We start from the raw sequence: 25,957 nt of genomic DNA, 5'->3' as shown, positions 1-25,957 counted from the left end.
CCGGCCGACGTTGAGGAGGGACGATCTATCCGTTGCTATTTATATTTTTCCAGAACGTTGGAGCGGAACCGTCCCATCCTTCTCGCTGATCAGCCCGGAAGAAGAGCATAGGTCGTCGTCCGCTGGCGGAGTACCCGGCCGAGATCCTCGGCCATCCGCCGCATCTCGGCCGGATCCAGATAATCGGTATCCCGGGCGCCCGCTTCCCGGGATATGCTCTCCTCGAAGAGCGTCCCGCCGAGGTCGTCTGCACCCGAAAGAAGCGCCATCTCCGCCATCTTCGTCCCGACCTTCACCCAGGAAGCCTGGATGTGGTCGAAGTTGTCGAGGAAGAGCCGGGCGACCGCAAACATCAGGAGGTCTTCTCTGCCGGTCGCCCCCGCCCGGGCGAGCCCCGCCCGGTAGAGAGGGGTATTTTTGTGGATGAACGAGAGGGGCACGAACTCCGTGAACCCGTGGGTCTCGTCCTGGATCTCGCGGAGGATGTTAAGATGCCGGGCGCGATCCGCCTCGCTCTCGCAGTGGCCGTACATGATCGTCGCCGTCGACCGGATGCCGAGACCATGCGCCTCTCTGATGATCCGGGCCCAGGACCCCGTGTCAATCTTGTCGGGACAGATCACCCGACGAACATCGTCGACCAGGATCTCGGCCGCGGTACCGCAGAGGGTGGAGAGACCCGCGCCCCTCATCAGTTCCATCACTTCCCGGGTGGAGATGCCGCTCCTTCTCGCGGCATATGCCACCTCCATCGGGTTGCTCGCGTGGATATGTACTCCCGGAACCTCGTCCCGTATCCAGGAGTAGATCTCGGCGTAGGATTGGACGTCGAACTCCGGGTGGAGCCCGCTCACCGTGCAGACCTCGGTAACGCCGCGCTCGCGCGCCTCCCGCGCCTTCCCCCGCACCGCGGTCTCGCCGTAAAAGAAGGCATCGGCGTCGCCCGGCTTTCGGGAGAATCCGCAAAACCCGCAGGCGTTCACGCAGAGGTTGGTGACGTTGATGTTCTGGTTGCGGACGTAGGTGACGACGTTGCCGACTTTCCGCTCGCGGAGTTCGTTCGCGGCGGCGGCAATTTCCCAGACGCCCCGGTCGCGCGTCGCAAGGAGGCGGACCGCCTCCTCTTCCGTGAGCCGGTGGCCGGCAAGCACGTCGTCAAGTATCTCTCGCAGTGGCGGCGGCATACACTTCATCCGTTCCCCGTGTGGGATACGTTGATCTGGCGCGGTCAGGACAAGAACCTTCGGGTGCGCGCGGCGGTGGTGCAGCCTGAGGGCCCGGGCGGCCGACGAGGGATAATCGGGACAGGGGGGTTCGATATCGAGGCGCTCGCGAACGCCGGGGTTCCTGCGACGGTTGTCGGCGCCTCGGAAGAGGCGACCCTCGACGACCCGGATTCCCTGATGGACGCCGGGGTGAAGGCGGCGAACCTGCCGGCGGTGCAGCGCCGCGTCGAGATCGGGATGCCGGGGAGGGAGGCCCCGAACCGGATGTGACGGGCATGGAGAACGTTTCACGCGAAATACGGGGTTCCGCAATGAACGGAGCGTGAGCACCGCAGGTGCGAAGGAGCGTAACGCTCAACCAACCAGGTCTTCGCGTGAGAGGGTCAGGTTGAGCACCGAAACGGCCTCACGCGAAGAACGCGAAGCCGCGAAGTGCGACGGTTCGTAGAACCGGGGCATGAGCACCGTTAGGTGTGAAGGGGAGTTCCCGGTAACCCTCTACTGATCTTCGCGTCCTTCGCGGCTTCGCGCGAGTTACTTGCTGGGGATAACAATGCAGCCTCACGCGAAATGCCACTGCCCTACGGGCTGGAGTTCGGGCACTGAAGGTGCGAAGGGGAGGTACAGGTAACTATACCGAACTTCGCGCTCTTCGCGTGCGGGAACGGTTGCGGACGGTGATATGGCCTTGCACTTCACACTAACTCGTAGGTCGTCGTCCGCTGGCGGAGCGTCCGGCCGAGATCCTCGGCGATCCGTTGCATCTCCGCAGGATCGAGATAGTCGGCGCCCTCGCCGCCGGCATCCGTGCTGACGTCGTCGCAGAACATCGTCCCGCCGAGGTCGTCGCCGCCGGAGAGAAGCCCGAGCTCTGCCATCTTCGTCCCGACCTTGCCCCAGGAGATCTGGATGTGGTCGAAGTTGTCGAGGAAGAGCCGCGCGACTGCAAAGAGCAGGAGGTCTTCGCGGCCGGTGGCGCCCGCGGGGGCGAGACCCTTCTGGTAGATGGCGGTGTTCTCGTGGAGAAAGGAGAGCGGAACCAGTTCGGTGAACCCGCCGGTCTCATCCTGGATCTCGCGGAGGATCGCAAGGTGCCGGGCACGATCACCCGCGCTCTCAGAGGAGCCGTACATGATCGTCGCCGTCGACCGGAGCCCGAGACGATGTGCCTCCTTGATGATCCGGACCCACGTCGCCGTGTCGCACTTGGCCGGGCAGATCACCCGCCGAACGTCGTCCACCAGGATCTCGGCCGCGGTCCCCTGCAGGGTTCCGAGACCCGCATCGATCAGGCGCTCGATCGCCTCTTTCGTCGAGACGCCGCTCTGTTTCGCCGCCCAGGCGATCTCGTCGGGGCTTGCCGTGTGGATGTCCGTGCCGGGCGCCTCCTCCCGCACGCAGGAGATGAGGTCGACGTAGGAGTCGAGGGTGTAGTCCGGGTGGACGCCGGAGAGGAGGCAGATCTCGGTGACGTTTCGCGCCGCGGCCGCCCGTGCCTTCTCCCGGATCGCATCGGTATCGTCGTAGAACGCTTCCGGATCGTCCGCCCGGCGCCCGAACCCGCAGAACCCGCAGAGGTTCTTGCAGATGTTGGTGACGTGGATGTTCTGGTTCCTTACGTAGGTGACGACGTTGCCGACTTTCCGCTCGCGGAGTTCGTCCGCGGCGGCGGCGATTTCCCAGACGCCCCGGTCGCGCGTCGCAAGGAGGCGGACCGCTTCCTCTTCCGTGAGCCGGTGGCCGGCGAGTGTGTCATCGAGCAGCGTATGCAGCGAGTACGGCATCGTAATAACTCTCGTAATCCCGGATTTATTCTTCTTTCTCTTTTTTGCGCGCAAGGACAAAGTCGTGGACGAGGATGACCAGGATGACGACGACTGCGAACTCGGCGAGGTGCAGGGGCAGGTAGCCGACGAGCGGCACCGCGACGAGGGCTTTGCCGACAATCCACTCCTTCTTCACCGGCTCGATCACCCCGATGCCGGAGATCCGGAGGTTCGGCTGGTCGGTGTAGGGGTTGTTGTCGCCTCTGGTGATGTAGCCGCCGTGCGGGTCATCGTAGTAAGCCCCGAGCCCCGACTCCACCACGGCGGCGGTATCGACGTAGGTCATCGCCCGATGGATGATCGGGTTTACGGAGTCGGCGCCGTTCGGCCGGTAGACGATCACGTTGCCGTAATCCCCAAACGACGATTGACCCGTCCGCTGCCCCTCGGCCCAGGTCACCAGGTTGCCGAACCGGTCCTCGTCGACGACGAGCACCAGGTCGCCGACGTTCATGTTCGGGACCATGCTCTCCGACTCGATCGTGACCACCGCCGGCCAGGTGCCGGCGACGAGGTAGAGAAGAAGGGCGATACCCCCCACGACCGCGACGACCCAGAGGAGGTCGCGGGTGAGCGAGACGAGCGGGCGGTCGCTCTCCCGGAACGCCGCGAGGGCCGATGCTGCACGCTGCAGCCAGGTGGTATCCGACATCTGTTCTAAAGAGATTGCTATCCTTCATATACATAGGTTCCCCGGATGCCCCGGCCGTGGTGAAGCGCGAGAACGGGTTCTCCTGAATACCTCCCCCCGGGGCCGTATAGGCCCATGATCCGTCGACAGCGTGAGACACGGCGGTAGTGCGAATCACTCCCCCGGAACGTGAAAAAGATAAACCCATATTGCCAGGGGGAGAATATCTTGGAGTCCATGCTCGCCAACGCCGAGATCGTACGCCGGTTCCTTGAGCTGAAACGTCAGGTCCATCCCGATGTGGTGAGTTACATCCGCGAGCAGAACGACCCGACGCTCATCGACCGGACCGCGGCGGGGGTCCCCGCCGGCATCCCGGTTATCTTACCCGAACATATCCCGGGCCTCAAGAAAGTCCGGGACGGGACGCGGTTCCTGGTCGACCCGGAACTCGAGGTGATCATGGGGAGCGCCGGGACCACGGGGAGCGTCAGCGGTCACGAGGACGCCGTCCACTACTTCCGGAACCGCTACAACTGCCTCTCTTCGATGATCCGGAGCCGGATGACCACGATGCCGATCGAGGCGCTGGTGAAGTCGCCCCACCGCTACCGCGACGAGGAGTGCAGCATCATCGGGATGGTGGCCGACGTCCGGACGACCGCAAAGGGGCACCGGCTCGTCGAGGTGGAGGATCCCACCGGGGCGATCCGGGTGCTCTTCAACAAAGGGAAGGACGACTCGTTCGCGGAGGCGGAGCGGATCCTCCCCGACGAGGTGCTCGCGGTCAAGGGAAAACTCTCGAGCGACGGCGGCCTATTCTTCGCCGAAAATCTCTTTCGCCCGGACGTCCCCATCAACAACGCCCCGTTCAAGAGCGACCGGCCGGGGAAAGCGGTCCTGATCTCCGACGTCCACGTGGGAAGCGACACCTTCCTCGAAGACGGGTGGAACCGGTTCGCCGACTGGCTCCAGGACTCCGACGCCAGCTACCTCCTGATCGCGGGCGATCTCGTCGACGGGATCGGGATCTACCCCGGCCAGGAGAACGAACTGACGATCAAGAACATCTACGAGCAGTACGACATCTTTGCGGGGATGCTCCGCGACCTGCCCTCGCGAATCCGGATCGTCGCCGCACCGGGGAACCACGACGTCGTCAGGATGGCCGAGCCGCAGCCGGCGATCCCGCCGGAATTCACCGCGAAGTTCCCGGAAAACTGCACCCTTGTCGAGAACCCCTGTCTCCTGAACCTCCAGGGCGTCCGGGTCCTGATGTACCACGGCCGGTCGATCGACGACATGATCGGGCTCATCCCCGGAGCGAGTTACGAACGGCCCGGCGAGATCATGGATGAAATGCTCAAACGCCGGCTGCTTGCCGCCCCCTACGGGATGCGCACACCTATCGCCGCGATGAAGACCGACCGGCTCGTCATCGACCCGCTCCCCGAGATCCTCCTCACGGGGCACGTCCACATCTGCGGTATCACCCGCTACCGGGGCGTGCTCGGGGTGAATGCCGGAACCTGGCAGGCTCAGACCGCGTTTCAGAAACAGATGAACATCCATCCCACGCCCGCACGTGCGTTCGTCGTCGATCTCCAGACGCTCCAGCCCGAAGTGATCGATTTCAGCTGAATGCCCGCCGATACCCCGGATCTTTTCCACATATTTAAAAATGTTGAATCCCTCTGTATATGGTACTCAACCGGAGGAATGCAGAGAGATGGATCTGGTATATCTGGCACCCATCGGTGCCGTTCTTGCTCTCCTGTTCGCAGGGTACTCGTACATGAGTATCAGGCGGGAGGGGACGGGTACCGAACTGATGCAGAAGATTGCTGCCGCCATTCATGAAGGGGCAATGGTCTACCTGAACAGACAGTACCGCGCTATAGCCATATTTGTTATTGTCCTTGCCGTCGTCCTCGGCGTCTGGATTAACCCCCTCACCGCGGCCTGTTTCGTGCTCGGTGCGGCGCTCTCGGCGACTGCCGGCTACATCGGCATGTTCACCGCCACGGCCGCAAACGTCCGGACGACGAACGCCGCACGGCGGGGGATCGCCGATGCGTTCAAAGTTTCGTTCGCGAGCGGTTCGGTCATGGGCATGGCCGTGGTCGGGCTCGGGCTTCTCGGGCTCTCGATCGCCTACGTGGTCATCAGCACCGTAACGGGGCTTCCCCAGGCTGAAGTTCTCACCATCGTGACCGGGTTCGGTCTCGGTGCAAGTTCGATCGCTCTCTTCGCCCGTGTCGGCGGCGGTATCTTCACCAAGGCCGCTGACGTCGGTGCCGACCTCGTCGGCAAGGTCGAAGCGGGAATCCCCGAGGACGACCCCCGCAACCCTGCCGTCATCGCCGACAACGTCGGTGACAACGTCGGCGACGTCGCCGGCATGGGTGCCGACCTCTACGAATCCTACGTCGGCTCGATCATCGCGGCAATGGTTCTCGGTGTCGCCGTCGCGGCCACGGCGTTCCCGAACGCCGAGATCATGAACGTGATCCTCCTCCCGCTGCTGATTGCGGCAGTCGGTATCGTCGCGTCCATCATCGGTTCGCTCTTTGTGCGGACGAACAAGACCGAGAGCAGCGCCATTCACCTGGCCTTCAACAAGGGTTTGCTCGCCGCGATGATCGTGACGGTCGCCGCCACCTACTTCCTCGTGACCCGGCTCCTCGGGGCGGAGTACATCGGCGTCTTCTACGCGGCCGTCGCCGGTCTCGTCGCAGGGTTCGCCATCGGCCTGATCACCGAGTTCTACACCTCCTTTGACCGGAGCCCGACCCTCGCCATCGTCAAGTCGAGCGAGACCGGGGCCGCGACCACCATCATCACCGGGTTTGCAAAGGGGATGGAGAGCACCATCTGGCCGGTCCTGATCATCTCCGTCGCGATCTTCATCTCCTACCAGGTCGCCGGACTCTACGGTATCGCGATCGCCGCCGTCGGCATGCTCGCGACGCTCGGGATCTCCCTCTCCGTCGACGCTTACGGCCCGGTCGCCGACAACGCCGGCGGTATCGCCGAGATGTCCCACCAGAAGCCCGAAGTCCGCGAGATCACCGACACGCTCGACGCCGTCGGGAACACCACCGCCGCCATCGGCAAGGGGTTCGCCATCGGCTCTGCGGCGCTGACGGCGCTCGCCCTCTTCGCCGCCTACACCCAGGCGGTCGGCCTCTCGGTCATCGACGTCTCGGTTCCGAACGTCTTCATCGGTGTCCTGATCGGCGCGATGCTTCCCTTCCTCTTCTGCTCCATCACGATGATGGCTGTCGGGAAGGCGGCATACAGCATCGTCCACGAGGTCCGCCGCCAGTTCAAGGAGATCACCGGCCTCATGGAGGGAACGGCCGAGCCCGACTACGCCTCCTGCATCGCCATCTCCACAAACTCGGCGCTGCGTGAGATGATCCTGCCCGGCGTCCTCGCTGTCGCCGCCCCGCTCGCCGTCGGGCTCGTCCTCGGCCCCGAGGCGCTCGGCGGCCTGCTCGTCGGCTCGCTTGCAGCCGGGTTCCTCCTCGCCGTCACGATGGCGAACGCCGGTGGAGCCTGGGACAACGCGAAGAAGTACATCGAGCAGGGCCACCTCGGCGGCAAGGGATCGGATGCCCACAAGGCGGCGGTCGTCGGCGACACCGTGGGCGACCCCTTCAAGGACACCTCGGGCCCCGCGATCAACATTCTCTTGAAGCTGATGTCCATGGTCGCGCTGGTCTTTGCGCCGCTGATCCTGGTCGTCTAATCTCATTCACTTTTTTCGGCGAACTTACATGCGCCGGCGCCCGCGCGGGCGCGGTTGTACTATTGCACTGCTCCGGCACAGCCATGTGCGAAGCTGTATGTCGGATTCGGACGACGAAACACCGCAGTTCCGGATCCGGATCCGGCCATTTTATAAAGTACATTTGTTTAAACTTAAATTATTATGAGTAACGTTGTCAACTTCCTCACCGCCGGCGTCTTCGGCGGCACCACCCTTCTGGCGTTGAAGAGCGGGGTTGGGTGCGGCCTTTCGGGGCTGCGAAGACGCGAGACGCTCTTCCTCGCGTTCGTGTACGCGCTCACGGCGCTCATCATAGGAGCAATCGCGGGCAGCATCCCGGTGAACGCAACAGAGCAGGTCGTCGGGCTCGGCGTTGTCATGCATCTCATCATCGGGCTTGCCCTCGTCTATTTCGGCATCAGAACGAAGAAGGCGTGGCTGTCAGACCGAAAAGACATATCGCGTCGGACGTTTCTCCTGATGTCGCTTCCCTGCCCGGCATGCCTTGCAGCAACATTTCTTTCGTGCCTCGTCTTCACCAGCACCACCGGAGTGAGCGGCGTTGCGGCGGGCGGTGTCATCGGGGGCGTATTCTTTGCAGGAATTGCAGGAGGGGGAGCCGCCACGAGCTGGATTACGAGAAAAGCCGGCATGGACAATCCCTCCACCCTGGGTAACGTCATGCTGTTCCTCGGCCTCTTCTACCTGCTCTGCCTCCTCCTCGTCCCGGCCTACCTGCAGGCACAGGACGCACCGGCATTCGGCATCGCAACGGATCCGAGCGGCATGCTCCTTGCGCTCGTCCTGATGACGGCCCTGATCGTGTTCGGGGCGCTTGCCGACAGAATCCGGCACACCGCGGAGCGTGGCGGGCGATGATGGACCTGCCGACACTGATCATGGAGACCATGTTCACCCTGTCCGGGGCATTGCTCTATCCCGCAATCATCCTGCTCCTTGTCTTCGTTGTCTGGACACTGACGGCTCTCGGCCAGTTCATCTCCGAGTACTCGGGACGAACCCGGAACCTCGAGCAGCTCAGGGACGGCTGCCGGGAGACACGGGCGCTCGTCCAGGCCCGGTCGTACGGCGAGGCCGCAGAGACGCTGGCGACGTCGGGGTCAAACCCGCTCCTCAGATCGTTCACCGGCGACCTTGCGAAACTTCTCGACGACGACCGGTTTTCAATCGAGTCGGAAAAACTCCTCCAGGACTACGAGATACGCATTGCAGCTGAACTGGAGCGGCTCAAGATCCTGACGCGGACAGCCCCCATGCTCGGGCTCATGGGAACGCTGATACCCCTCGGCCCCGCGCTGATGGGTCTTTCGGCAGGGAACGTCGAGACGCTGGCGTCCAATCTGGTCATCGCGTTCAGCACGACGGTGCTCGGGCTGTTTGCCGGAGGTATCGCCTACACCATCATGCTGACGAAGCGCCGGTGGTATCTGCAGGACTTGAGCGACATGGAGTACGTGGTGAGGATGGTGGCATGAGAAGGCGCCGCATCATCCTCGATGACGAGGACGAAGACCCCCTCTCCGGCGTCGCCAACCTCTTTGACGTCGCTATGGTCTTCGCCGTCGCCCTCCTGGTCGCGCTCGTCGTCGCCTACAACGTTCCCGAGCTCCTCGACGATGAAGCGGACCTCACGGTGGTGAAAAACCCGGGACAGCCGAACATGCAGATCATCATCAAGGAAGGCAAGACCCTCAAGGTGCTGAACATGACCGAGGAGCTTGCCGGCGGCCAGGGCAGCCGCATGGGCACGGCGTACCGCCTGGAGAGCGGCGAGATCATCTACGTTCCCGACGATGGGGACGAGAATAACTAACTCTTTTATCCAGAAACCGGCCTCTTCCGTCGCCTCGATGCGTAACGTATATTAGTAATCAATCGTACTTGATCTACCTAAATATAAGTTTAGTAAATGCCCGGCCACAGAGAGAGTTGCCGGGAGGAAATGAGGCCAGATTATGAGAGTTAAACGAAAAAACCAGCTATACAGTCTGTGTGCACTGATCACGATCGCTCTCCTCCTGATCGCACCCGTGGCGGGTGAAGACGCCGCGGACCCGGAGGAGAGCGGGTCGACCCTGAACGTAACGGGCGGGCTCGACACCCCGGACCCGGTTGAGACCACACCTGCGCCGCAGGCAACAGGGACGGAAGTGGAGGAAGAACCACCGTTCTCCGGGAAAGAAGAACCGCAGTTCGAACCCTCCGACGCCGGGAATGCCACGCAGACCCCGGCCCCGACAACAACCGCCGGCGACACATTCCCAATAGAAGACACCATAACCCGTTCCGGTGAAGAGAATGCGACCGGGGAGATGCGAGGGGGTGGCGCAGAGAACAGGTTCGCGATCGTCACGAACGACAGCCAGAGACGGACTGCGATCGCCGGCGTAACCGGGAGCACCCCGTCAAACGTCTCCCTCTTCTCCGAAGAAGCACTGCTGCACGACTTCTCCGAAGATCTTTTCATCTTCGCCGCTTCCATCGGCAACGATACCGTTGCGCACATCAACAGTACGCTGAACCCGAACGCCACGGTGATCACCTGCCACCTCCCCGAAGGCGTGGCCTTCGGTATCCCTGCAGATGAAGTTCTGCGGCAATACTGGCTCTACGGCGGCGAAGCAAACCTCGAACAACTCCTCCTGGCCCTGGACAACCGGTTCTACGGGGCCAACCACGACCTTGCAGATCCCATCCCGCCGCCCGGCAGACCAGGAATCGCGTACGTCTTCTCCCGCACATCCGAGGTCGCGAGCATGACATCGGTCTCCGGTAACTCTACAATCCGGTCGATGATGGACATCTCCGTGTACCTTGGCAGATCGAACGAAGATCTCTCCTTCAATCTCGACGGAAACGACGTCATTCTGCTCTCAAACCTGGACGCACCGGTCATCGAGGCCATCAGAGATACTGTAGAGGACGCACGGGATAACGGGAGCGTCGTCATCGCCTGCGGGCCGCTCGTGGAAAGTTACAACCTGCACACCGTCGACCCATCCGATCCGGCCGTTGCCGAGATCGTCGCCTACCTCGAATATCCATCCGATACCAACTTCGAGAACCTGGCACGCCATATCGGGGTCACGTACTGCGGCATTACGGCAGACGTGGCGCCTCCCCAGGAGCGGCCCGTTTACGGCATCTATCACCCCGACGCCCCCAATATCTTCGCATCGTCGGCAGAGTATCTGGACTGGTACGGCGCTTCCGGCAGATACGACGCGACGTGCCCGACCGTCGGCATCATCACCGGCGAGTACAAGTATATGGACCGGGACGGCCCCATGATCGATGCTCTGGTTCGTTCGTTTGAAGAAGAGGGCGTCAACGTTATCGTGGCCACCTACCATTACAAGGACCCGGTACGAATCGGCTACTTCCTGGACAACAACGGAGCGGTGCTCATCGATACCGCCGTGCTCATCTCGAAGGGTTCCCGGCTCGACTACGCCGACCCCGAGAGGGGAATCGCGAACCTGCAGTATCTCAACGTCCCGGTGCTTAACGCCGTCAGGCTCTTTTACGACGTCAACGAAACGACCTGGAGAGAGAGCCCCCACGGCGTCGGGCCGGAGCAGGCATACCAGCTGGTCATGGCGGAACTCGACGGCGTCATCGAACCCATCGTCGTCGCGGGCAAGGAGCCCGATCCCGTCACGGCCGAACTCTACTACAAGCCATTCGAGGATCAGGTTGCGTGGCTGACGGAGCGCACCCTCGGGTGGGTGAACCTGCACCGAACCGCCAATGCGGAGAAGAAGATCGTCATCCCGTACTACAGCGCCGAAGGAGGGAGGGCGACCGTGGGCGCCGACATCGACTATTACCTCAACGCGCAGGCAAGCCTCGCCAGCCTGCTCGGGGCGATGCGGGACCGGGGATACGGCCTCGGCACCGGCCAGCTGCCCGATGCGGACGAACTTGCCGACCTGATGGCGACGCAGGGCTACAATATCGGAACCTGGGCACAGGAAGAACTGGATAGCCGCGTCGGGGCCGGCAACGTGATCCTGATCCCGGAAAGCCAGTACCTCGCATGGTTCAACGAACTGCCCGCTACAAAACGCCAGGAGATGATCGATATCTGGGGCGAACCCCCCGGCGAGATCATGGTATACGAAGACGGAGGAGTGCGTTCCCTGGTCATCCCGACGATCCAGTTCGGCAACGTCCTGCTCGTGCCGGACCCGATGTGGGGCTGGAACCAGGATACCGACGTGATGTATCACGACGGGTCGATTCCCCCGACACACCAGTGTCTGGCCTTCTACTACTACATGGACCGGGTATACGGGGCCGACGCCATCTTCTCCATCTTCAGCGGCATCGAGATGATGCCCGGAAAAGAATCGGGGCTTGCCGCAGACGATTGGGGGGCTCTTTTGATGGGCGATATGCCGCACGTCCACGTGCTCCCGATGGATGCGGAAGGGATCTTCGATCGGCGCCGTGCAAACATGGCGATTGTCGACTTCCTGACCCCGACCATCGTTCCGTCGGGCCTGTACGGCCCGCTCGCCGACCTTGACGAAACCATCACCAATTACCGGACGGTCGTTGACGAGGCCGTAAAGGCCGAGTACCGGTCCGAGATCGTCGCCACTGTCGAGGAACTCGATCTCGATACGGATCTCGGTGCCGACCTGACGACTCTGGAAGGCAATGTTGCCGCATTTGATGCCTTTGTCGACGATCTGGACGAATACCTGCAGGAACTGAAGACCACGTTCATGCCCTACGGTTCGCACACGCTCGGCGAGGTGCCGGCTGGCGAACAACTCGTCACCATGATAGACGGCATGCTGGGCGCTCCGTTCGCCGATCATGTCTCTGCGGCCGGCGGCAGCGAAGAGAACCGCCTGGAACTCCTCGCCGAAGTGATCCTCAACGGCGCGTCCCCGGCAGACGCGCAGGTGACGTTCCTGGGCGCCACGCATGCGGACGTCACCGCCGACCTCAACCGGGCACTGGACTACAGGAACCGGATCGAAGGCTGCAACATCGAGATACCGCGTATCCTGGATGCCCTGGAGGCGAAATACATCCCTCCCGGCCCGAACGGCGACCCGATACGCAATCCGGACGCGCTCCCGACCGGCAGAAACCTCTGTACCTTCGACGACCGGATCATTCCTACCCGGGCCGCGTGGACGGTCGGACAGGCCCTCGGGGATGAACTGCTCGCGGCGCACATTGCATCGCACGGAACGTATCCCGATAAAGTCGCGTTCCTGCTCTGGTCGATCGAGACGTCGCGCCACCAGGGGACGATGGAGGCTGAGATCCTCTACCTCCTCGGTGTCAGGCCCGTATGGAACAACAACGGCCGCGTGGACGATGTGGAACTGATCCCGTCCGCGGAACTCGGTCGCCCCCGTATCGACGTACTCGTTGTCACGTCGGGCTCGTACAGGGACATGTATGCCGGTAAATTACTCCTGATCGATAAAGCAGTGCGACTTGCCGCCGCTGCCGACGACGGCGCCACGCCGAACTATGTCCGCGAACATACCGCGACGATCTATCAGGATCTCATCAATCGAGGGTACGACGCGGAGACCGCAAGGGAACTTGCAGCCTCCCGCATCTTCTGCCCGCCGCCGGACTCGTACACCCCCGGCATAGAGCACGCCATCGGGGCCACCGACACCTGGAGCAGCACCGAAGAACTCGCCGACCTCTACATCAACCGGATGGGCTACGTCTACGGGAGTACGATCTGGGGAGAGCAGTACGCCGACGTCTTCCGTGCAAACCTGGGCGATGTGGATTCCGCCGTCTTCTCCAGGACATCCAACGTCTACGGAACACTGGAGCACCCGATGGTTGCGGCCTACTTCGGAGGACTGAACCTGGCGGTAAAGAGCGTATCCGGAATCTCTCCCGACATGTATATCAATAACCAGCGGGACGCGCAGAACCAGAAATTAGAGACGCTCCAGCACTTCGTCAGCCGCGATCTCCGTTCCCGGTACCTGAATCCCGAATGGATAAAGGGAATGATGGAACAGGGCTTCGACGGAGCCCGCTACATGGAGGCATTCGTGGAAAACATGTGGATCTGGGACGTCACCATGCCGGATCTCATCACGGAGGAGATGTGGGACAGCGTCTACAAGACATACGCCGAGGATCAGTACGATCTCGGCCTGAAAGAGTTCCTCGATGCGCGCAATCCCTACGCATATCAGTCGATTGCCGCAAGGATGCTGGATGCCGCCAGAAAGGGATACTGGAACCCCGATGCTGAGGTCCTGCAGCACCTCGCACAGGAGTTCCAGCAGTCGGTCGAGTTCCACGGGGTGACATGCTGCCACCACACCTGCGGCAACCTCCAGCTGGAGGCCTACATCCAGAGCCAGATCCCCGCATCCCAGGCACCCGATTCCAGCAGCAGCGGCAAGCGTCCATCCTCCCGCTCCTCCTCTTCGGCGCTCCCCACGTTCACACCGATTCCTTCCGGCACGGGAGATCAGGTCACCAACACGACGGATGCATCGGGGATCGGGAAGACCGTCGATAAAATGGCCGGCGATGTGGCAAAGGCCGCGCAGGAGGTGAGCGGCCACGTGATGCGGGAGGTACAGGATGCGGTGGACAATCCGACCACCAGCACGCCCCTCATTCCCGTGGTGCTGGTTATCCTGGTCGTCGGCGCAATAGCCGCCGGGTTCTGGCTTAAGCGACGGTGAAGGACTCATCCTTTTTGACATCTGCGGATTGGGGGCAGGCCGGAGACCGGCATCCGCCCCTCCGCGTCCTTCATGCAAACCCCGCCTTCCACCCCCGGACCGATTTCTGTTGTTCCGGGGACCGCAAAGTTTATCACATATTATACATTATTAATCATGTAAAATCCAGGACGGCCACGCAGAACAGAGGTCTGCGATGGTTACGCCCCGCGGGGACCGGCACCGCCTGCCGGCGACCGGTATGCATCGGTAGCACGATTACGGGCCAAACAGGCCCGGAGGATGAATGAAGACGGAATGAGGAGAAATGGCAGAAACATTCGCCGTGAAACTGGAAGAGAAGTGCTACTACCCCGATCCCCGGTGCAAGGCGACCGCCTGGACGCCGGACTACACGCGGGCCTACAGCGAGTTCCTGCGCGACCCGGAAGGGTTCTGGGACCGGGTCGCCCGCGAGCTCGACTGGTTCGAGCCCTGGGACCGGGTCAGGGAGTGGAACTACCCCTATGCGAAATGGTTCATCAACGGAAAACTGAACATCACCACGAGCTGCCTGGACCGCCACGTCGCCGGGGGCCGTAAGGATAAGCCGGCGATCGTCTGGCACGGGGAGAGCGGAGAGAAGCGGATCCTGTCCTACGAGGCCCTGCACCGCGAGGTGATGCGGTTTGCAAACGGCCTCTCGAGCCTCGGGGTCGAGAAGGGCGACCGCGTCTGCATCTACATGCCGCTCGTCCCCGAGCAGGTCGTCGCGATGCTCGCCTGCGCCCGGATCGGGGCCGTCCACTCGGTGGTCTTCGGTGGGTTCGGGCCGGACGCGCTCGCGATGCGGATCAACGACGCGAAGGCGAAGGTTCTCGTCACCGCAGACGTCGGTTACCGCCGGGGAAAGACCGTCCCGCTCCGCGAACTCGCGAGCGAGGCGCTCGCCCATGCGCCGGGCGTCGAGCGGGTCGTCGTCCTCCGGCGCGAGACGCCGGCCGTCGAACTCGACCCCGACCGGGAGGTCGATTACGCCGACCTGATGGCCCGTGCCGCACCCGACTGCCCGGCGGAGCCGATGGACTCGGAAGACCCGCTCTTCATCCTCTACACGAGCGGTTCGACCGGCGCCCCGAAGGGCATCGTGCACACCTGCGGCGGGTATGCGGTCGGAACCTACTACACCACCCGCCACGTCTTCGACGTCAAGGAGAACGACGTCTACTGGTGCACCGCCGACACCGGCTGGATCACCGGCCACAGTTACATCGTCTACGGCCCGCTCGAGGTCGGCACGACCGTCGTCCTCGCCGAAGGGACGCCGGACTACCCCGACCCCGGCGCCTACTGGCGGCTGGTCCAGGATCTGGGGGTGACGATCTTCTACACCGCCCCGACCGCCATCCGGATGTTCATGCGGGTGGGCGAAGAGTGGCCGGCGAAATACGACCTCTCGACGCTCCGGGTGCTCGGCTCGGTCGGCGAACCGCTCAACCCCGAGGCATTCGAGTGGTACTACCGCGCGATCGGCGGCGGGCGGTGCCCGATCGTGGATACATGGTGGCAGACCGAGACCGGGATGCACATGGTGACCACGATGATCGGCGAGGCGATGAAACCGGGGTTTGCCGGAAAGCCCATCCCGGGCGCCGTCGTGGACGTCGTCGACAGGACGGGGAAACCCGTTCCGCCCGGCACCGGCGGGTTCCTGGTGATCCGGGAGCCCTGGCCGGCCATGCTCCGGACGGTTCACGGTAACGACGAGCGCTACTGCGCCTACTGGAACACCATCCCGGGGTGCTACACCGCAGGCGACCTCGCGGTGAAGGACGAGGATGGCTACATCATGGTCCTCGGCCGGGCCGACGACCTGATCGTCGTCGCCGGGCACAACATCGGGACGGCCGAGGTCGAGAGCGCCCTCGTCTCCCACGACGCGGTGGCGGAGGCGGCGGTCATCGGGAAACCCGATCCCCTGAAAGGGAACGTCATCAAGGCGTTCGTCACCCTCTGCGTGGGGGTGAGCCCCGGCGACGGCCTCACCGACGACCTCGCCCGGCACGTCAGAAAGAGCCTCGGCCCGGTCGCGGTTCCGGCCGAGATCGAGTTCATGGACCGGCTCCCCAAGACCCGGAGCGGCAAGATCATGCGCCGGGTCTTGAAAGCCCGCGAGCTCGGCATGGACCCGGGCGACATCTCAACGCTCGAGGAGTAGATCCCATGCCGGAAACACCAACGATCTTCGGCCTGCCCGCGGAGAAGGGGAGATGGGGGCTCGTCGCCCTCGGCCTCGTCGTCAACCTCTGCCTCGGGAGCATCTACTCCTGGAGCGTCTTCGTGGCGCCGCTCGCGGCGCACTTCACCGCGACGCTCGGCCGGGAGGTGACGGCGGCAGAGGTCCTCCTCCCGTTCTCGGTCTTCCTCGCCTTCTTCGCGATCGCGATGCCGCTCGCCGGGAAGTACATCGAGCGCTACGGCCCCCGGAGGGTGACGGTCGTCGGCGGGCTCCTCACGGGCCTCGGGTGGCTCCTCGCCTCGACGGCGACGTCGGTCGAGGCCCTCTACGTCGTCTACGGCATGATCGGCGGCCTCGGGGTCGGGATCGCCTACGGGGCGCCGGTCGCCGTGGCCGCCCGGTGGTTCCCGGACCGGCGGGGGCTTGCCGTCGGGCTCGCCCTGCTCGGGTTCGGGTTCTCGGCCTTCGTCACCGCGAACGCGGCAGGTGCCCTGATCGCCGCATACGGGGTGATGGCGACGTTCCGGATCTTCGGCGCCGCGCTGATCGCCGTCCTGGTCCTCTCGGCCCTGCCGCTCCGGTTCCCGCCGGAGGGCTGGCGGCCGGCGGGATGGACGGCGCCCGCGCCCGGGGTCGGCACCGTCCCGGTCTGCGAGTGCGACCGGAGAGGGATGCTCCGGACGGGGACGTTCTACGGGCTCTTCGCCTGCTACTTCGTCGGATGCCTTGCGGGGCTCATGGCGATCTCGATCGCGAAACCGGTCGGAACCGAACTCGCCGGGGTCGACGCGGGGCTCGCAACGCTCCTCGTCGGGTTCTTCGCCGTCTTCAACGGGCTGGGCCGGCCCGCGTTCGGCGGGCTTGCCGACCGGATGTCGGCGCAGAAGACGGCGATGCTGACGTTCGCCCTGATCGCGGCGGCATCCGTCCTGATGTGGCTCGCGCCGGGGGTGCCCGCCTACATCGTCGCGTTCGCCGTCCTCTGGGGATGCCTCGGGGGCTGGCTCGCCATTGCCCCGGCGGCGACGGCCTCCTACTTCGGGACGTGCGACTACCCGCGCTGTTATGGGGTCGTCTTCCTCGCCTACGGCGCAGGCGCCATCGTTGGACCGCAGCTCGCGGGGTTCATCCGGACGGCGACCGGGACCTACCTCGGCGTCTTCCCGTGGGTCGCGGCCCTCGCCGCCGTGGGGTTCGCCGTCGCCTGGCTCCTGATGCGGCCGCCGGCGGGGGTTCCGGCACCGGGGGAGGAGAGAGAAGAAGGGGTTACGCCTTCGCCGTGAGCCCGAGACGCCGGAGCACTCCCGCAGCCGCGTCCATCCCGCCGTCCAGGTAGACGGCGCCGACGAGCGCTTCCAGGCACTCGGCGAGGACCCGGCCGGAGGTCCAGACCCTCTGGGCGGCCTCGCCTTTCCCCCAGCGGACGTAGTCGGCGAGGTCGAGGTCTTCTGCGAGCCCGCGGAGCCGGGTCATGTTCACCAGGTTCATTTTGCGGTTGCTGATCGCGCCCTTGTCGTGCGCCCCGCCCGCGACCACCGCTTCCACAACGGCCACGTTGATGACCGCATCGCCGAGGGTGGCGAGGGCGTCCATGTGGGTCTCGGGGGGAATGCCCGCCTCCAGGGTGTAGGCGAGGCGGGTGAGCGCCCGTTCGAGGAGTGCGCGATCCTTGAAAGTATAACCGATCCGCTCCTCGATCACGCCCGGGTCCCTGCGGCCGGCGTCACTATGGCGCATAAAAAAAGGATTACTCCAGGACTTCCGCCTTCTCGATCCGGACGGGGACCTTCGGCTTGTCCGCGGAGCCCGTCTTCACCTTCGCGATCTTGTCGACGATGTCCATCCCGCCGACGACCTCGCCGAAGACCGGGTGAGCGCTCGGCGTCCTGGGGTTGTCCCAGTCGAGGAAGTCGTTGTTCACCAGGTTGATGAAGAACTGGCTGCCGCCGGAGTTCGGGCGTCCGGTGTTCGCCATCGCGATCGTGCCCCGCTGGTTCGAGTGGCCCTTCACGAACTCGTCGGTGATGGTGTAGCCCGGCCCGCCCGTCCCGGTGCCGGTGGGATCGCCGCCCTGGATCATGAAGTTCGCGATGACCCGGTGAAAGATCGTGCCGTCGTAGAACCCGGATTTTGCGAGTTTCTCAAAGTTCCCCGCGGTAACCGGCATGTCGTCGTAGAGGCGGATCGTGATGTCTCCCATGGTCGTGTGGAGCACGACGTTCTTCTCAGCCATAATCATTAGCTCCGTATGGTATTGTTCATCGTTGCTACTTATACTGATGGAGGGCGCGGCCCGGACTCCTCGCCGGGGTAAAACGGGCACTCGTAACCCGTGCAGTCGCGGTTTACGGTCGCGTACTCGCATGCGATATGCTCCGTCACCGGTAGACGGATACCGCACTTCTCGGCGAGGAACTTCACCGCCTCGCCGATCGCGAGCCACGAATCGCGTTTGCAGCAGCGCGGCCCGCCGCTCACGGCTATCGCCGTGAGGCTCCGCGCCGTCATCTGGTTGGAGAGCGACCACTCCTCCTTCTTCAGCGGGCCGGAGTGCGTAATGAGGCTCATGAAGATCCCGGTGCCGATCGCCGCACCGCAGGTCCCGTGCGTGCCGCAGAAGGCCGGCTGGACGGCCTCGGCCCGTTTTCTCGCCTGCCGGAGCGCCGGTTCCTTCTTCTCCGGGCTCCCGCGGTGGTTGTAGTAAGCCGCAAGCAGGACGGCCGGCACCAGGAAGTGGTGCTCCGGGCCGTGGAGGCTGACCTGTGGGTGCCGCATGATCGTGCAGGCGAGCGCGAGCGGATCGGTCTCGGTCGTCGTCAGGCAGACCCGCTCGATCAGGTCGAGGTTCGAGAGCGTCTCCTCGCCCGGCGGCGCCGGTTCCGCCCCCCTCTCGCGCGGGGCGAGGTTCTTCCTGCAGGCTGAACAGGCCCTCTCCTGGTTCATGGGCACCCCAGGCACCGGACCCCGCATAAGGGTTGCGGGATCCGGCGGTATCCGCGGGGTAAATGCTACAACATTAACAAACCCAACAAGTAAAAGTGTTTTATACCCGGGGTCGCAATGTATACCCATGTACTCCCGAGTGAACGTCTCCGGGGTTTCCCTCCCCGGAGGAGACCGGGACACACCCGGAACCCCGGACCCGGTCTTCAACAGCGGAGGGGTCCACGGATGAACCACCGGGCGCCGGTCTTCATCATCACCGGCGGGCAGGGCCAGTGCAAGACGACGTTCCTGCATCTGGTTCTCGGGCTCATCGTCGGGCTGAACGTCCGGGTCCGCGGGGTCATCGCCCCGGGACACCTGCGGGACGGGCGGAGGTCGGGGTTCACTCTGGTCGACCTCGCCACCGGCGAGCACGAGGAACTCTGTTCGATCGACCCCGACCCGCGGTGCGAGGCCCACGGCCGGTTCTACTTCCGCCCCGAGGGGCTCGTGTTCGGCCGCCGGGCGCTCGCGCCGCCGGACCCGCGGGAGACGGATCTCATGGTCATCGACGAGGTGGGGAGATTCGAGCTCCAGGGCGCGGTCTGGGCGGAGCAGCTCGACCACCTGCTCGCGCATCCGCACCCGCCGATGGTCTGGACGGTCCGGCGCCGGCTGCTCGATACGGTCGTAGAGCGGTGGAAGATCACGAACGCCGTCGTGGTGGACGTCGGAGCCGCGAGCGTCATGGCGACGGCGGAGGCCGTGATGGATGCCGTCTGGGAGTGGCGCGAGGCACAGGCGTTCTCCCCGGTTCCGGCGCCTCCGGTTCCGGGGGATCGTATCGCCGCTCCTCCCCAGTGCGCGGACGCGGCCGCCGGGGCACCGCGGAGCACCCCGGTGATCCTCCGGCGATGCTACGGCCCGGACGAGTGAGGGGGCCCTCCTCTGATCCAGAAGAGAGCAGAACGACCACGACTTCCGGCCCTCGATTGCAGCTGAAAAACGGGATCTGCCTGCCGTGTCGCATATTCAGGTTGCCCAACCGCAAACGTGATGACGACGGTCGTCCATTCCGGGCCTTCATGCCCAAGAAAGAACGTTGGGAACGGCCTTACCCCGAGCAAAGCCACCGCAGGAAGACCCGCGAGGAAATCCTTGGAGATTGTGCAACACGGTATTATGAGTGATATCGTTATGAGCGCTTTTCAGGCCGTAGTTTTTCTTTCACCCGCAACAACTCCCTCTATGCGAATTTAGAGGCACGGAACATTCGGCGGTGCTTATGCCGTTCCGCTGAGTATCTCCGCTGCCTGCTCCCGTGTTATGTCGCAGTTGTAGAACTCTTTGTAGAAGGCTATGACCTCTGCCTCCATATCGAAGTCCTTGAACTGTTCGGGGTAGATTGTCTTCGCTACCCAGAGCACCATCAGCGGCGTCTCGCTTGTACGCTGGATCCAGTAATGCGCTCCCACGGGCGTCGCATACACCTTCCCGTTCTTTACTGCACTTACGCCGCTGAGCCGTGTATCGTTGTAAACCAGGGGGATCTCATCATGGCTGCTAAGAATGAGCACGTCGGGATCCCAGGCAAGTAACTGCTCCAGATCAAGCTGCAGGCTCTCCGCAACATGGGCCTCCTTAGCGACAGCTATCCCACCCGCTTTCTCGATATACCACTCGGCTATCTTGTGGCCCACAGACATGCCCTTGTATGAACAACACAACACCCTTGGCCGCTGGTCGTCCGGCAAGGATGCGACCGCCTTACCCGGGCGGGCGGTGGCCTCGTCGAAGTACCTGACGTACCTCCCGGCCTTCTCCTGCTCACCGAAGACCTCCCCGAGCAGCAGCAGCAGGTCTTTCACGTCCTCAGCATCCGTCCAGGAGAGATAAACGACTGGGATACCGTTCTTCTCGAGTTTATCGACCGAGGGCATGCTCATGGTGAATGCAACGTCCGGGTTGATCTTCATGAGTTCCTCGAGATTGAAGTCCCCGGTCGTGGTCTGGATCGTTGGTTTGTTCTTTAAATTGGGCTCGAACACGTATTGGTACTTGTGTCTGCCTCCTTTGATGAATGACTCCGGCAGATCGTTGGCGATCTTCCCCCCCTGCCCCATGGCGAACATGAAACTGTTCTGCACCGGCACGGAACCGATCGTCACGATACTATCGATATTCTTCGGGACGACGACCTCCCGACCCGCCATGTCCGTGACCACTGTTGTCCCGCTGTCGGTCGCCTGTCCCTGCCCGGTGCAGCCGCAGGTGAACGCCAGAAGTGCTATAAATGATAGGGTTATGAACGCTTTCAGGACTGTACTCGTCTCTTTCATCATTAACACCCCCTGCAGGCCTCATACGCAGGTCCCGTACGGGTAGCCCTTCAGGCGTTCCGGCATATCGCCTCACAGGTGTGATGTAACGTCTTTAACGCCGGGAGTTTAATATTTTCTATTTACAAAATAGACATGTTAACATTTTATTGTTAATTGTCCCGTGTTGCGAGGTCGGTGAGTTCGCCGGGGCACCCCCTGGTACGGAACCCGGTTGGGAGATCTCTGATGGGTTATACTCCGGTAAACCCCCGAAGTTCGGCGACAGGATGGGGGAGAGGGGATGCGAGGAGTTCTCCGTTAATTTCCCCGCCCATGCCGAACTGAAGAGCATCGATCGTTTCAGCCCGCTTATACCCCATCTCCGGCCGTGACAGACCAGACCATCATGCCGCTGCAACTCTCTGTTTCGGAACGATATTTGCCGTCTGGCGACGCATTTTTGTAATACTCCCTGATCTTTTCCTCGACATCGCTGGAAACATCGCGGGTGCATCTCAGATCGTTGATCGTCTCTTCCGCTGCTTCGGCCCAGTCCCGCTCCTGGGTCCTTGAAACATGGCTGAGTCTCACAAGCGGCCGGTAACCAAGAACGTAGAGGTACATAAACGGATACAGCATATCCGGCCCGGGGTTGTCGGGTTCCTCACCCAGGATTTTCCTGAAAATCTCCCGGCGAGCCCCGTCTGTGCCCACCCTCCCGACGAAGCGGCTGTAATAGCAGAACTGCCTTGAACACGCCATCATCCGGTCGAAGGTCTCGACGTCCCTGATTCCCGGCGTCATCGACGCGATCACGAGATCGAACTTCTCCCGGAACCCAAGTCTGTCGATATCGGCCGACCACCAGGAACATTCGACCGCGTTAACACGCAAGCCTTCATTTTGCGCGGTTTCCCTGAGGTGGTCGAGCATCCTCGTCGAGATGTCGAGGGCCGTGACGTCCGCCCCGGCCCGGGCAAGGGGGAGGGAGAGGGTGCCCGGTCCGCACCCGATGTCGAGGACGCGTGCGCCCTCGGGTGAGAAACCGGCCTCCTCCAGAATTGCAAAAACATCGCCAACTCGTTTCCGGTGCCTTTCCTCATCCATGTTCTGTACAAAGCGGTCAGCCCGCTCGTCCCATTGGGTCGCCTGGAGGTCGTCACTGACTATCTTGCTGTGCTGTGCCGATGCTTTCCAGCAGTCGATCCAGCATTTCACATTATTATCCTGTGTCATTCGTGCGTTCACGGTTCCTGGGACCGCCGGACGGCGATCCGGTCGGCCCCCTTCCCGAAAAAGTGGTAGCCGGAACCGCCCTCGGCAAGGATATCCAGCAGGCGGTCGGGGTCGGTCACCTGGTTTCCACCGACGATCTCCACGCCGCGCGAGAAGAGAGCGTCGGGGAGGATGCTCACCGAAGGGCCGAGCACGACCACCGTGGCCTCCGGCCGGGCGAGTTCGAGCAGGTGGTCGAGCGTCCCGTTGATCAGCGTGGTGCCGGTGATGACCAGGGTGTCAGCCCAGGGAACGACCATATCCGTCTCCTCGACCGGCGTGTAGAACGGCAGCTCGTCGGGCTTGAGCGTACGGGGATCCATCTCGAGGACACGAAACGGCTGACCGGCCTGCTTGAGGGCACGCAGATACGGGGTCAGCGCCCCGACGACCACGACATTCCCGCTCTCCTGTATCGTGAGGAGATCGACCGCATCGACGCCGCGTACGACGGGGTGATCCGGCCCGGGGCATACATCGTCACAGAGCGCCGATAATGCGCTGACGGCCGCGATCCCGAGCGCCTTGCGCATCGGCCGGTCTCCAAGAGCGTCGGCAAGGTAGGCTTCGATTCTCCGCTCCCGGAGCCTCCCCGAGTGCGGCAGCGCCTTTGCCGAACTCGGGCAGCAGACGGCTTCCGGGATCGACTTTATGGGCGTGGCGCAGATACCCCCATGGCCCGTGCTGAGTTTGACTCCCGTGAAAAAGACTCCCACAACCGCGCGATCGACCCTCACGTCATCCATCCTCTCCCCGAGGCGCTCCTTGAGAATCCGGACAGTCGCGTCGAGGACTGTACTGTCACCCATCAGTTCCCGCACCCGCCCGGCCCGCAGCTGCACCCGGAAGACGAGGAGCCGTCCCGGCAATGCACGGTCTCGCCGCCATCTTTCGTCGCACAGAAGAGGACGCCATAGCCCATTCCGGTCTCGTGGGGGGAACTGGTGATGTCGATGTATCCCAGGCGCTTGAGCACGGCCTCAAGGCCTTCCGGGTGGCAGAGCGGATGCCCGGCGCTCATGAGTGCCCGATCGAGTTCTGCAGTCCCACTCCCCGGGGATATGGTGCAGCCCGGTGAGCAGAAGAGATGGTTGAGGACGAGAAGGCCACCAGGGGCAAGAGATTCCGTGATCTTGCCGAGGACGTCCGTCAGCCGGTCCCGGAACGTGTAGAGGAGGTGCGAGACGATGATGAGGTCATACCCCCTGCCCGGATCGTCGACGAGGATGTCTCCTCCCCGGGCGGAGATCCGTCCACCCATACCGTATTTGCCGATGTACTCCCGGGTCAGCGGTACCACATGCGGGAGATCGAAGACGGTTGCCTGGAGGTTCGGGTTCTCCTGGCAGAGGGCGACGGCGTAGAGGCCGTGTCCACCGCCAACATCAAGCATGGACCGGGCGTTCCTGAACCCGGAGTGCTGGCCGATCAGGCCGACGACGTGTTGCAGTTCGCCCCGGGTGCACCGCTGAGCGACCGCCCTGAGGTGATCGTGCGTCGGCCGGGGACCGGTTTTCGGCGTCTCCATGCCGTCCCTGAGCGTTGCGGCCAGGTGGGACCACGATGACGTCTCCCTGCCGGCGGCGAGAATCAGGTCGCCCTGGTAGGTGGGACTGGTGCTGACCAGGAGTTCTTCGGCGATTGGGGTGTTTGCACACACGTTCTCTTCGAACGTGATATATCCCATATCGGCGAGCGCCGTCAGGAAACCCCGGGTAAACATCCCGTTTATGCCGATTGCAGTGACGTCGTTTCTTGCGGTCGGGCCACGCTCCGAGAGCCAGTCAAAGAACCGGAGTTCGAGCGCTGCCGAGATGACCTGGTACGATTGGTACCCGGACAGGGCTGCATCCAGGCGTGCAACGCCCTCTACCGCCGGCATGACCTGCCGGAGCTGGATTGTCTGTCTTGTCATGGTGTAACCACATCCGTTCAAATTGGTGTCGGGTGGAGGATGCTCTCTACCTCCTGGTCCGTAAGGTCGTAGTCGTAGAACTCACGGAAAAACTTCTTTGTCTCGTCTGCGAGGTCGACGTCGGCGAACCGGTCCGGGTAGAGTTTCTGTGCAAGCCAGAGGATCCCGAGCGGGCTCTCCGGTGCGGGGCGATCCCACCAGAACGTTCCTACGGGACACGGATACACCGCCCCGTCCCGGACCGCCGTGACGGTCGCAAACTGGGGGTTGGCTACAAACGCACCGGCCGGGCTCGAGTAGTCCTTCATGTTCGATGCAACGTAGATGACCTCGGGATCCCACCGGACGAGCTCTTCGGCAGAGATCTCATAGCCCCCACGGATGACCTTCTGGTCGATCCCTCCGGCGACGTTAATCCCGCCTGCAGCGCGGATCATATCGTTACCCCACGCACTGTGGCCTTCCGTCTTGAGTGGGGTGCTCATCATGTAATAGACCCGTTTCCGCTCGCCCTCGGGGAGATCGGCGATCTTCGCCTCGATCCGCGCGAGCGTTTCATCCCAGTACGCAACCAGCCGTTCGGCACGCTCCTCGCGCCCGAAGACCTGACCCAGCATGCGGAACTCCTGTTTCAGTTCCTCGACTCCGGCACGCCCCGTGAGCACCCGCACGACCGGGATCCCGGCTGCTTCAATGCGGGCGTTGCCTGTTTCTGCATAATAACTCCCGATAACAATGTCGGGGTTGAGTTTCAGGATCTCCTCCACGTTGGCGTTGTCGAAGGAACCGACGTCGGGCGTGGTGCGGTATCCCGGGACGACGGTATACAGGCGCTCCGTAGTGCATTGCTGCGGCTGGGCGACGACCCGGTCGCCGACCCCCAGGGCAGCCAGTTCCTGCGCCGCTCCGCCACAGCAGGTGATGACCACGGTCCTGACCTCGGAGGGGATGGTCACCGTCCTGTTGTCCATATCCGTGATCGTCCGGACCGTTGCAGCAGATTCTTCACCGGCAGTCCCAGGCGCTGCAAGGACGAAAGCAAGAGTCAGGACGGCACAGACGGCCACGATGGCGAGAACCAGATGGCGAGCATCTTTCTTCATACCGACTACACCGTACAATAGTGCGA

21 protein-coding genes are annotated in these 25,957 nt (G+C 63.1%); 10 read left to right on the top strand and 11 right to left on the bottom strand.

Translation table 11 applies throughout. From position 1 onward, the window contains the following. Positions 1-89: 89 nt before the first annotated feature. Positions 90-1,193, bottom strand: a complete 1,104-nt coding sequence (gene cofH / locus MEMAR_RS00235) for a 5-amino-6-(D-ribitylamino)uracil--L-tyrosine 4-hydroxyphenyl transferase CofH (RefSeq protein ID WP_011842904.1) — start codon at positions 1,191-1,193, stop codon at positions 90-92. 21 nt (positions 1,194-1,214) lie between these two features. Between cofH (MEMAR_RS00235) and MEMAR_RS00230 the strand changes: the two genes are divergently transcribed. Next, positions 1,215-1,496 (top strand): hypothetical protein, encoded by a 282-nt coding sequence (locus MEMAR_RS00230; protein ID WP_143706273.1) that lies wholly within the window; start codon positions 1,215-1,217, stop codon positions 1,494-1,496. 425 nt (positions 1,497-1,921) lie between these two features. Here MEMAR_RS00230 and cofH (MEMAR_RS00225) read toward each other — a convergent pair whose 3' ends face one another. After that, positions 1,922-3,010, bottom strand: coding sequence for a 5-amino-6-(D-ribitylamino)uracil--L-tyrosine 4-hydroxyphenyl transferase CofH (gene cofH, locus MEMAR_RS00225; protein ID WP_011842903.1), 1,089 nt, complete (start codon positions 3,008-3,010; stop codon positions 1,922-1,924). Positions 3,011-3,035: 25 nt separating this feature from the next. Further along, a complete protein-coding gene (locus MEMAR_RS00220; RefSeq protein WP_011842902.1) occupies positions 3,036-3,704 on the bottom strand; it encodes a S24/S26 family peptidase in 669 nt (222 codons plus the stop codon). A gap of 216 nt (positions 3,705-3,920) precedes the next feature. Between MEMAR_RS00220 and MEMAR_RS00215 the strand changes: the two genes are divergently transcribed. The 8 genes from MEMAR_RS00215 (at position 3,921) to MEMAR_RS00180 (ending at position 17,675) form a co-directional block, all read left to right on the top strand. Then, positions 3,921-5,324: a DNA-directed DNA polymerase II small subunit gene (locus MEMAR_RS00215; RefSeq protein WP_011842901.1), complete on the top strand. Its 1,404-nt coding sequence runs from the start codon at positions 3,921-3,923 to the stop codon at positions 5,322-5,324. An 88-nt stretch (positions 5,325-5,412) separates the two neighbouring features. Then, the gene (locus tag MEMAR_RS00210) at positions 5,413-7,437 is read left to right on the top strand and encodes a sodium-translocating pyrophosphatase (protein ID WP_011842900.1); all 2,025 of its coding nucleotides are present in this window, start codon (positions 5,413-5,415) and stop codon (positions 7,435-7,437) included. A gap of 183 nt (positions 7,438-7,620) precedes the next feature. After that, positions 7,621-8,337, top strand: coding sequence for a DUF2162 domain-containing protein (locus MEMAR_RS00205; protein ID WP_011842899.1), 717 nt, complete (start codon positions 7,621-7,623; stop codon positions 8,335-8,337). Beyond that, complete coding sequence (locus MEMAR_RS00200; RefSeq protein WP_011842898.1) at positions 8,334-8,954, top strand: MotA/TolQ/ExbB proton channel family protein; 621 nt, start codon at positions 8,334-8,336, stop codon at positions 8,952-8,954. Before MEMAR_RS00205 ends, MEMAR_RS00200 begins: the two co-directional genes overlap by 4 nt. Next, on the top strand, positions 8,951-9,292 hold the full coding sequence (locus tag MEMAR_RS00195; RefSeq protein ID WP_011842897.1) for a DUF2149 domain-containing protein: 342 nt from the start codon (positions 8,951-8,953) through the stop codon (positions 9,290-9,292). Before MEMAR_RS00200 ends, MEMAR_RS00195 begins: the two co-directional genes overlap by 4 nt. A gap of 142 nt (positions 9,293-9,434) precedes the next feature. Next, on the top strand, positions 9,435-14,174 hold the full coding sequence (locus MEMAR_RS00190) for a cobaltochelatase subunit CobN (protein WP_011842896.1): 4,740 nt from the start codon (positions 9,435-9,437) through the stop codon (positions 14,172-14,174). Between the two features lie 307 nt (positions 14,175-14,481). Then, the gene (gene acs, locus MEMAR_RS00185) at positions 14,482-16,371 is read left to right on the top strand and encodes an acetate--CoA ligase (RefSeq protein ID WP_011842895.1); all 1,890 of its coding nucleotides are present in this window, start codon (positions 14,482-14,484) and stop codon (positions 16,369-16,371) included. 5 nt (positions 16,372-16,376) lie between these two features. After that, positions 16,377-17,675: an L-lactate MFS transporter gene (locus MEMAR_RS00180; protein ID WP_011842894.1), complete on the top strand. Its 1,299-nt coding sequence runs from the start codon at positions 16,377-16,379 to the stop codon at positions 17,673-17,675. Here the strand turns inward: MEMAR_RS00180 and MEMAR_RS00175 are convergent. Genes MEMAR_RS00175 through MEMAR_RS00165 form a run of 3 tightly spaced genes read right to left on the bottom strand, consistent with a single transcriptional unit; the run spans position 17,659 to position 19,335 of the window. Next, a complete protein-coding gene (locus MEMAR_RS00175) occupies positions 17,659-18,129 on the bottom strand; it encodes a ribonuclease III domain-containing protein (protein ID WP_011842893.1) in 471 nt (156 codons plus the stop codon). The two genes, MEMAR_RS00180 and MEMAR_RS00175, sit on opposite strands and share 17 nt — an antisense overlap. A gap of 10 nt (positions 18,130-18,139) precedes the next feature. Beyond that, positions 18,140-18,625, bottom strand: coding sequence for a peptidylprolyl isomerase (locus MEMAR_RS00170; protein WP_011842892.1), 486 nt, complete (start codon positions 18,623-18,625; stop codon positions 18,140-18,142). A gap of 38 nt (positions 18,626-18,663) precedes the next feature. Next, positions 18,664-19,335, bottom strand: a complete 672-nt coding sequence (locus MEMAR_RS00165; RefSeq protein ID WP_011842891.1) for a DUF5714 domain-containing protein — start codon at positions 19,333-19,335, stop codon at positions 18,664-18,666. A 228-nt stretch (positions 19,336-19,563) separates the two neighbouring features. On the opposite strand from MEMAR_RS00165, the gene MEMAR_RS00160 reads away from it, so the two are divergent. Then, complete coding sequence (locus MEMAR_RS00160) at positions 19,564-20,253, top strand: nucleoside-triphosphatase (RefSeq protein ID WP_011842890.1); 690 nt, start codon at positions 19,564-19,566, stop codon at positions 20,251-20,253. Positions 20,254-20,600: 347 nt separating this feature from the next. Here the strand turns inward: MEMAR_RS00160 and MEMAR_RS00155 are convergent, their stop codons facing one another. The 5 genes from MEMAR_RS00155 to MEMAR_RS00135 form a co-directional block, all read right to left on the bottom strand. After that, the gene (locus MEMAR_RS00155) at positions 20,601-21,659 is read right to left on the bottom strand and encodes an ABC transporter substrate-binding protein (protein ID WP_143706272.1); all 1,059 of its coding nucleotides are present in this window, start codon (positions 21,657-21,659) and stop codon (positions 20,601-20,603) included. 348 nt (positions 21,660-22,007) lie between these two features. Then, entirely contained in the window at positions 22,008-22,874 is an 867-nt protein-coding gene (locus MEMAR_RS00150; protein ID WP_011842888.1) for a class I SAM-dependent methyltransferase, read from the bottom strand. A gap of 8 nt (positions 22,875-22,882) precedes the next feature. Beyond that, positions 22,883-23,722, bottom strand: coding sequence for a DUF364 domain-containing protein (locus MEMAR_RS00145; protein ID WP_011842887.1), 840 nt, complete (start codon positions 23,720-23,722; stop codon positions 22,883-22,885). Next, positions 23,722-24,828 (bottom strand): methyltransferase, encoded by a 1,107-nt coding sequence (locus MEMAR_RS00140; RefSeq protein WP_011842886.1) that lies wholly within the window; start codon positions 24,826-24,828, stop codon positions 23,722-23,724. Before MEMAR_RS00140 ends, MEMAR_RS00145 begins: the two co-directional genes overlap by 1 nt. 17 nt (positions 24,829-24,845) lie before the next feature. Then, entirely contained in the window at positions 24,846-25,931 is a 1,086-nt protein-coding gene (locus tag MEMAR_RS00135; RefSeq protein WP_011842885.1) for an ABC transporter substrate-binding protein, read from the bottom strand. Positions 25,932-25,957 lie beyond the last annotated feature (26 nt).

The sequence above is a fragment of the Methanoculleus marisnigri JR1 genome, from assembly GCF_000015825.1.
Taxonomy (GTDB): domain Archaea; phylum Halobacteriota; class Methanomicrobia; order Methanomicrobiales; family Methanoculleaceae; genus Methanoculleus; species Methanoculleus marisnigri.
This window is presented reverse-complemented; position numbering and strand designations above follow the sequence as displayed.

Coding starts and splice junctions, on each gene's coding strand:
- cofH (WP_011842904.1), bottom strand. CDS start 1,193: ATGAAGTGTATGCCGCCGCCACTGCGAGAGATACTTGACGACGTGCTT.
- cofH (WP_011842903.1), bottom strand. CDS start 3,010: ATGCCGTACTCGCTGCATACGCTGCTCGATGACACACTCGCCGGCCAC.
- MEMAR_RS00220 (WP_011842902.1), bottom strand. CDS start 3,704: ATGTCGGATACCACCTGGCTGCAGCGTGCAGCATCGGCCCTCGCGGCG.
- MEMAR_RS00215 (WP_011842901.1), top strand. CDS start 3,921: ATGCTCGCCAACGCCGAGATCGTACGCCGGTTCCTTGAGCTGAAACGT.
- MEMAR_RS00210 (WP_011842900.1), top strand. CDS start 5,413: ATGGATCTGGTATATCTGGCACCCATCGGTGCCGTTCTTGCTCTCCTG.
- MEMAR_RS00205 (WP_011842899.1), top strand. CDS start 7,621: ATGAGTAACGTTGTCAACTTCCTCACCGCCGGCGTCTTCGGCGGCACC.
- MEMAR_RS00200 (WP_011842898.1), top strand. CDS start 8,334: ATGATGGACCTGCCGACACTGATCATGGAGACCATGTTCACCCTGTCC.
- MEMAR_RS00195 (WP_011842897.1), top strand. CDS start 8,951: ATGAGAAGGCGCCGCATCATCCTCGATGACGAGGACGAAGACCCCCTC.
- MEMAR_RS00190 (WP_011842896.1), top strand. CDS start 9,435: ATGAGAGTTAAACGAAAAAACCAGCTATACAGTCTGTGTGCACTGATC.
- acs (WP_011842895.1), top strand. CDS start 14,482: ATGGCAGAAACATTCGCCGTGAAACTGGAAGAGAAGTGCTACTACCCC.
- MEMAR_RS00180 (WP_011842894.1), top strand. CDS start 16,377: ATGCCGGAAACACCAACGATCTTCGGCCTGCCCGCGGAGAAGGGGAGA.
- MEMAR_RS00175 (WP_011842893.1), bottom strand. CDS start 18,129: ATGCGCCATAGTGACGCCGGCCGCAGGGACCCGGGCGTGATCGAGGAG.
- MEMAR_RS00170 (WP_011842892.1), bottom strand. CDS start 18,625: ATGGCTGAGAAGAACGTCGTGCTCCACACGACCATGGGAGACATCACG.
- MEMAR_RS00165 (WP_011842891.1), bottom strand. CDS start 19,335: ATGAACCAGGAGAGGGCCTGTTCAGCCTGCAGGAAGAACCTCGCCCCG.
- MEMAR_RS00160 (WP_011842890.1), top strand. CDS start 19,564: ATGAACCACCGGGCGCCGGTCTTCATCATCACCGGCGGGCAGGGCCAG.
- MEMAR_RS00155 (WP_143706272.1), bottom strand. CDS start 21,659: ATGATGAAAGAGACGAGTACAGTCCTGAAAGCGTTCATAACCCTATCA.
- MEMAR_RS00150 (WP_011842888.1), bottom strand. CDS start 22,874: ATGACACAGGATAATAATGTGAAATGCTGGATCGACTGCTGGAAAGCA.
- MEMAR_RS00145 (WP_011842887.1), bottom strand. CDS start 23,722: ATGGGTGACAGTACAGTCCTCGACGCGACTGTCCGGATTCTCAAGGAG.
- MEMAR_RS00140 (WP_011842886.1), bottom strand. CDS start 24,828: ATGACAAGACAGACAATCCAGCTCCGGCAGGTCATGCCGGCGGTAGAG.
- MEMAR_RS00135 (WP_011842885.1), bottom strand. CDS start 25,931: ATGAAGAAAGATGCTCGCCATCTGGTTCTCGCCATCGTGGCCGTCTGT.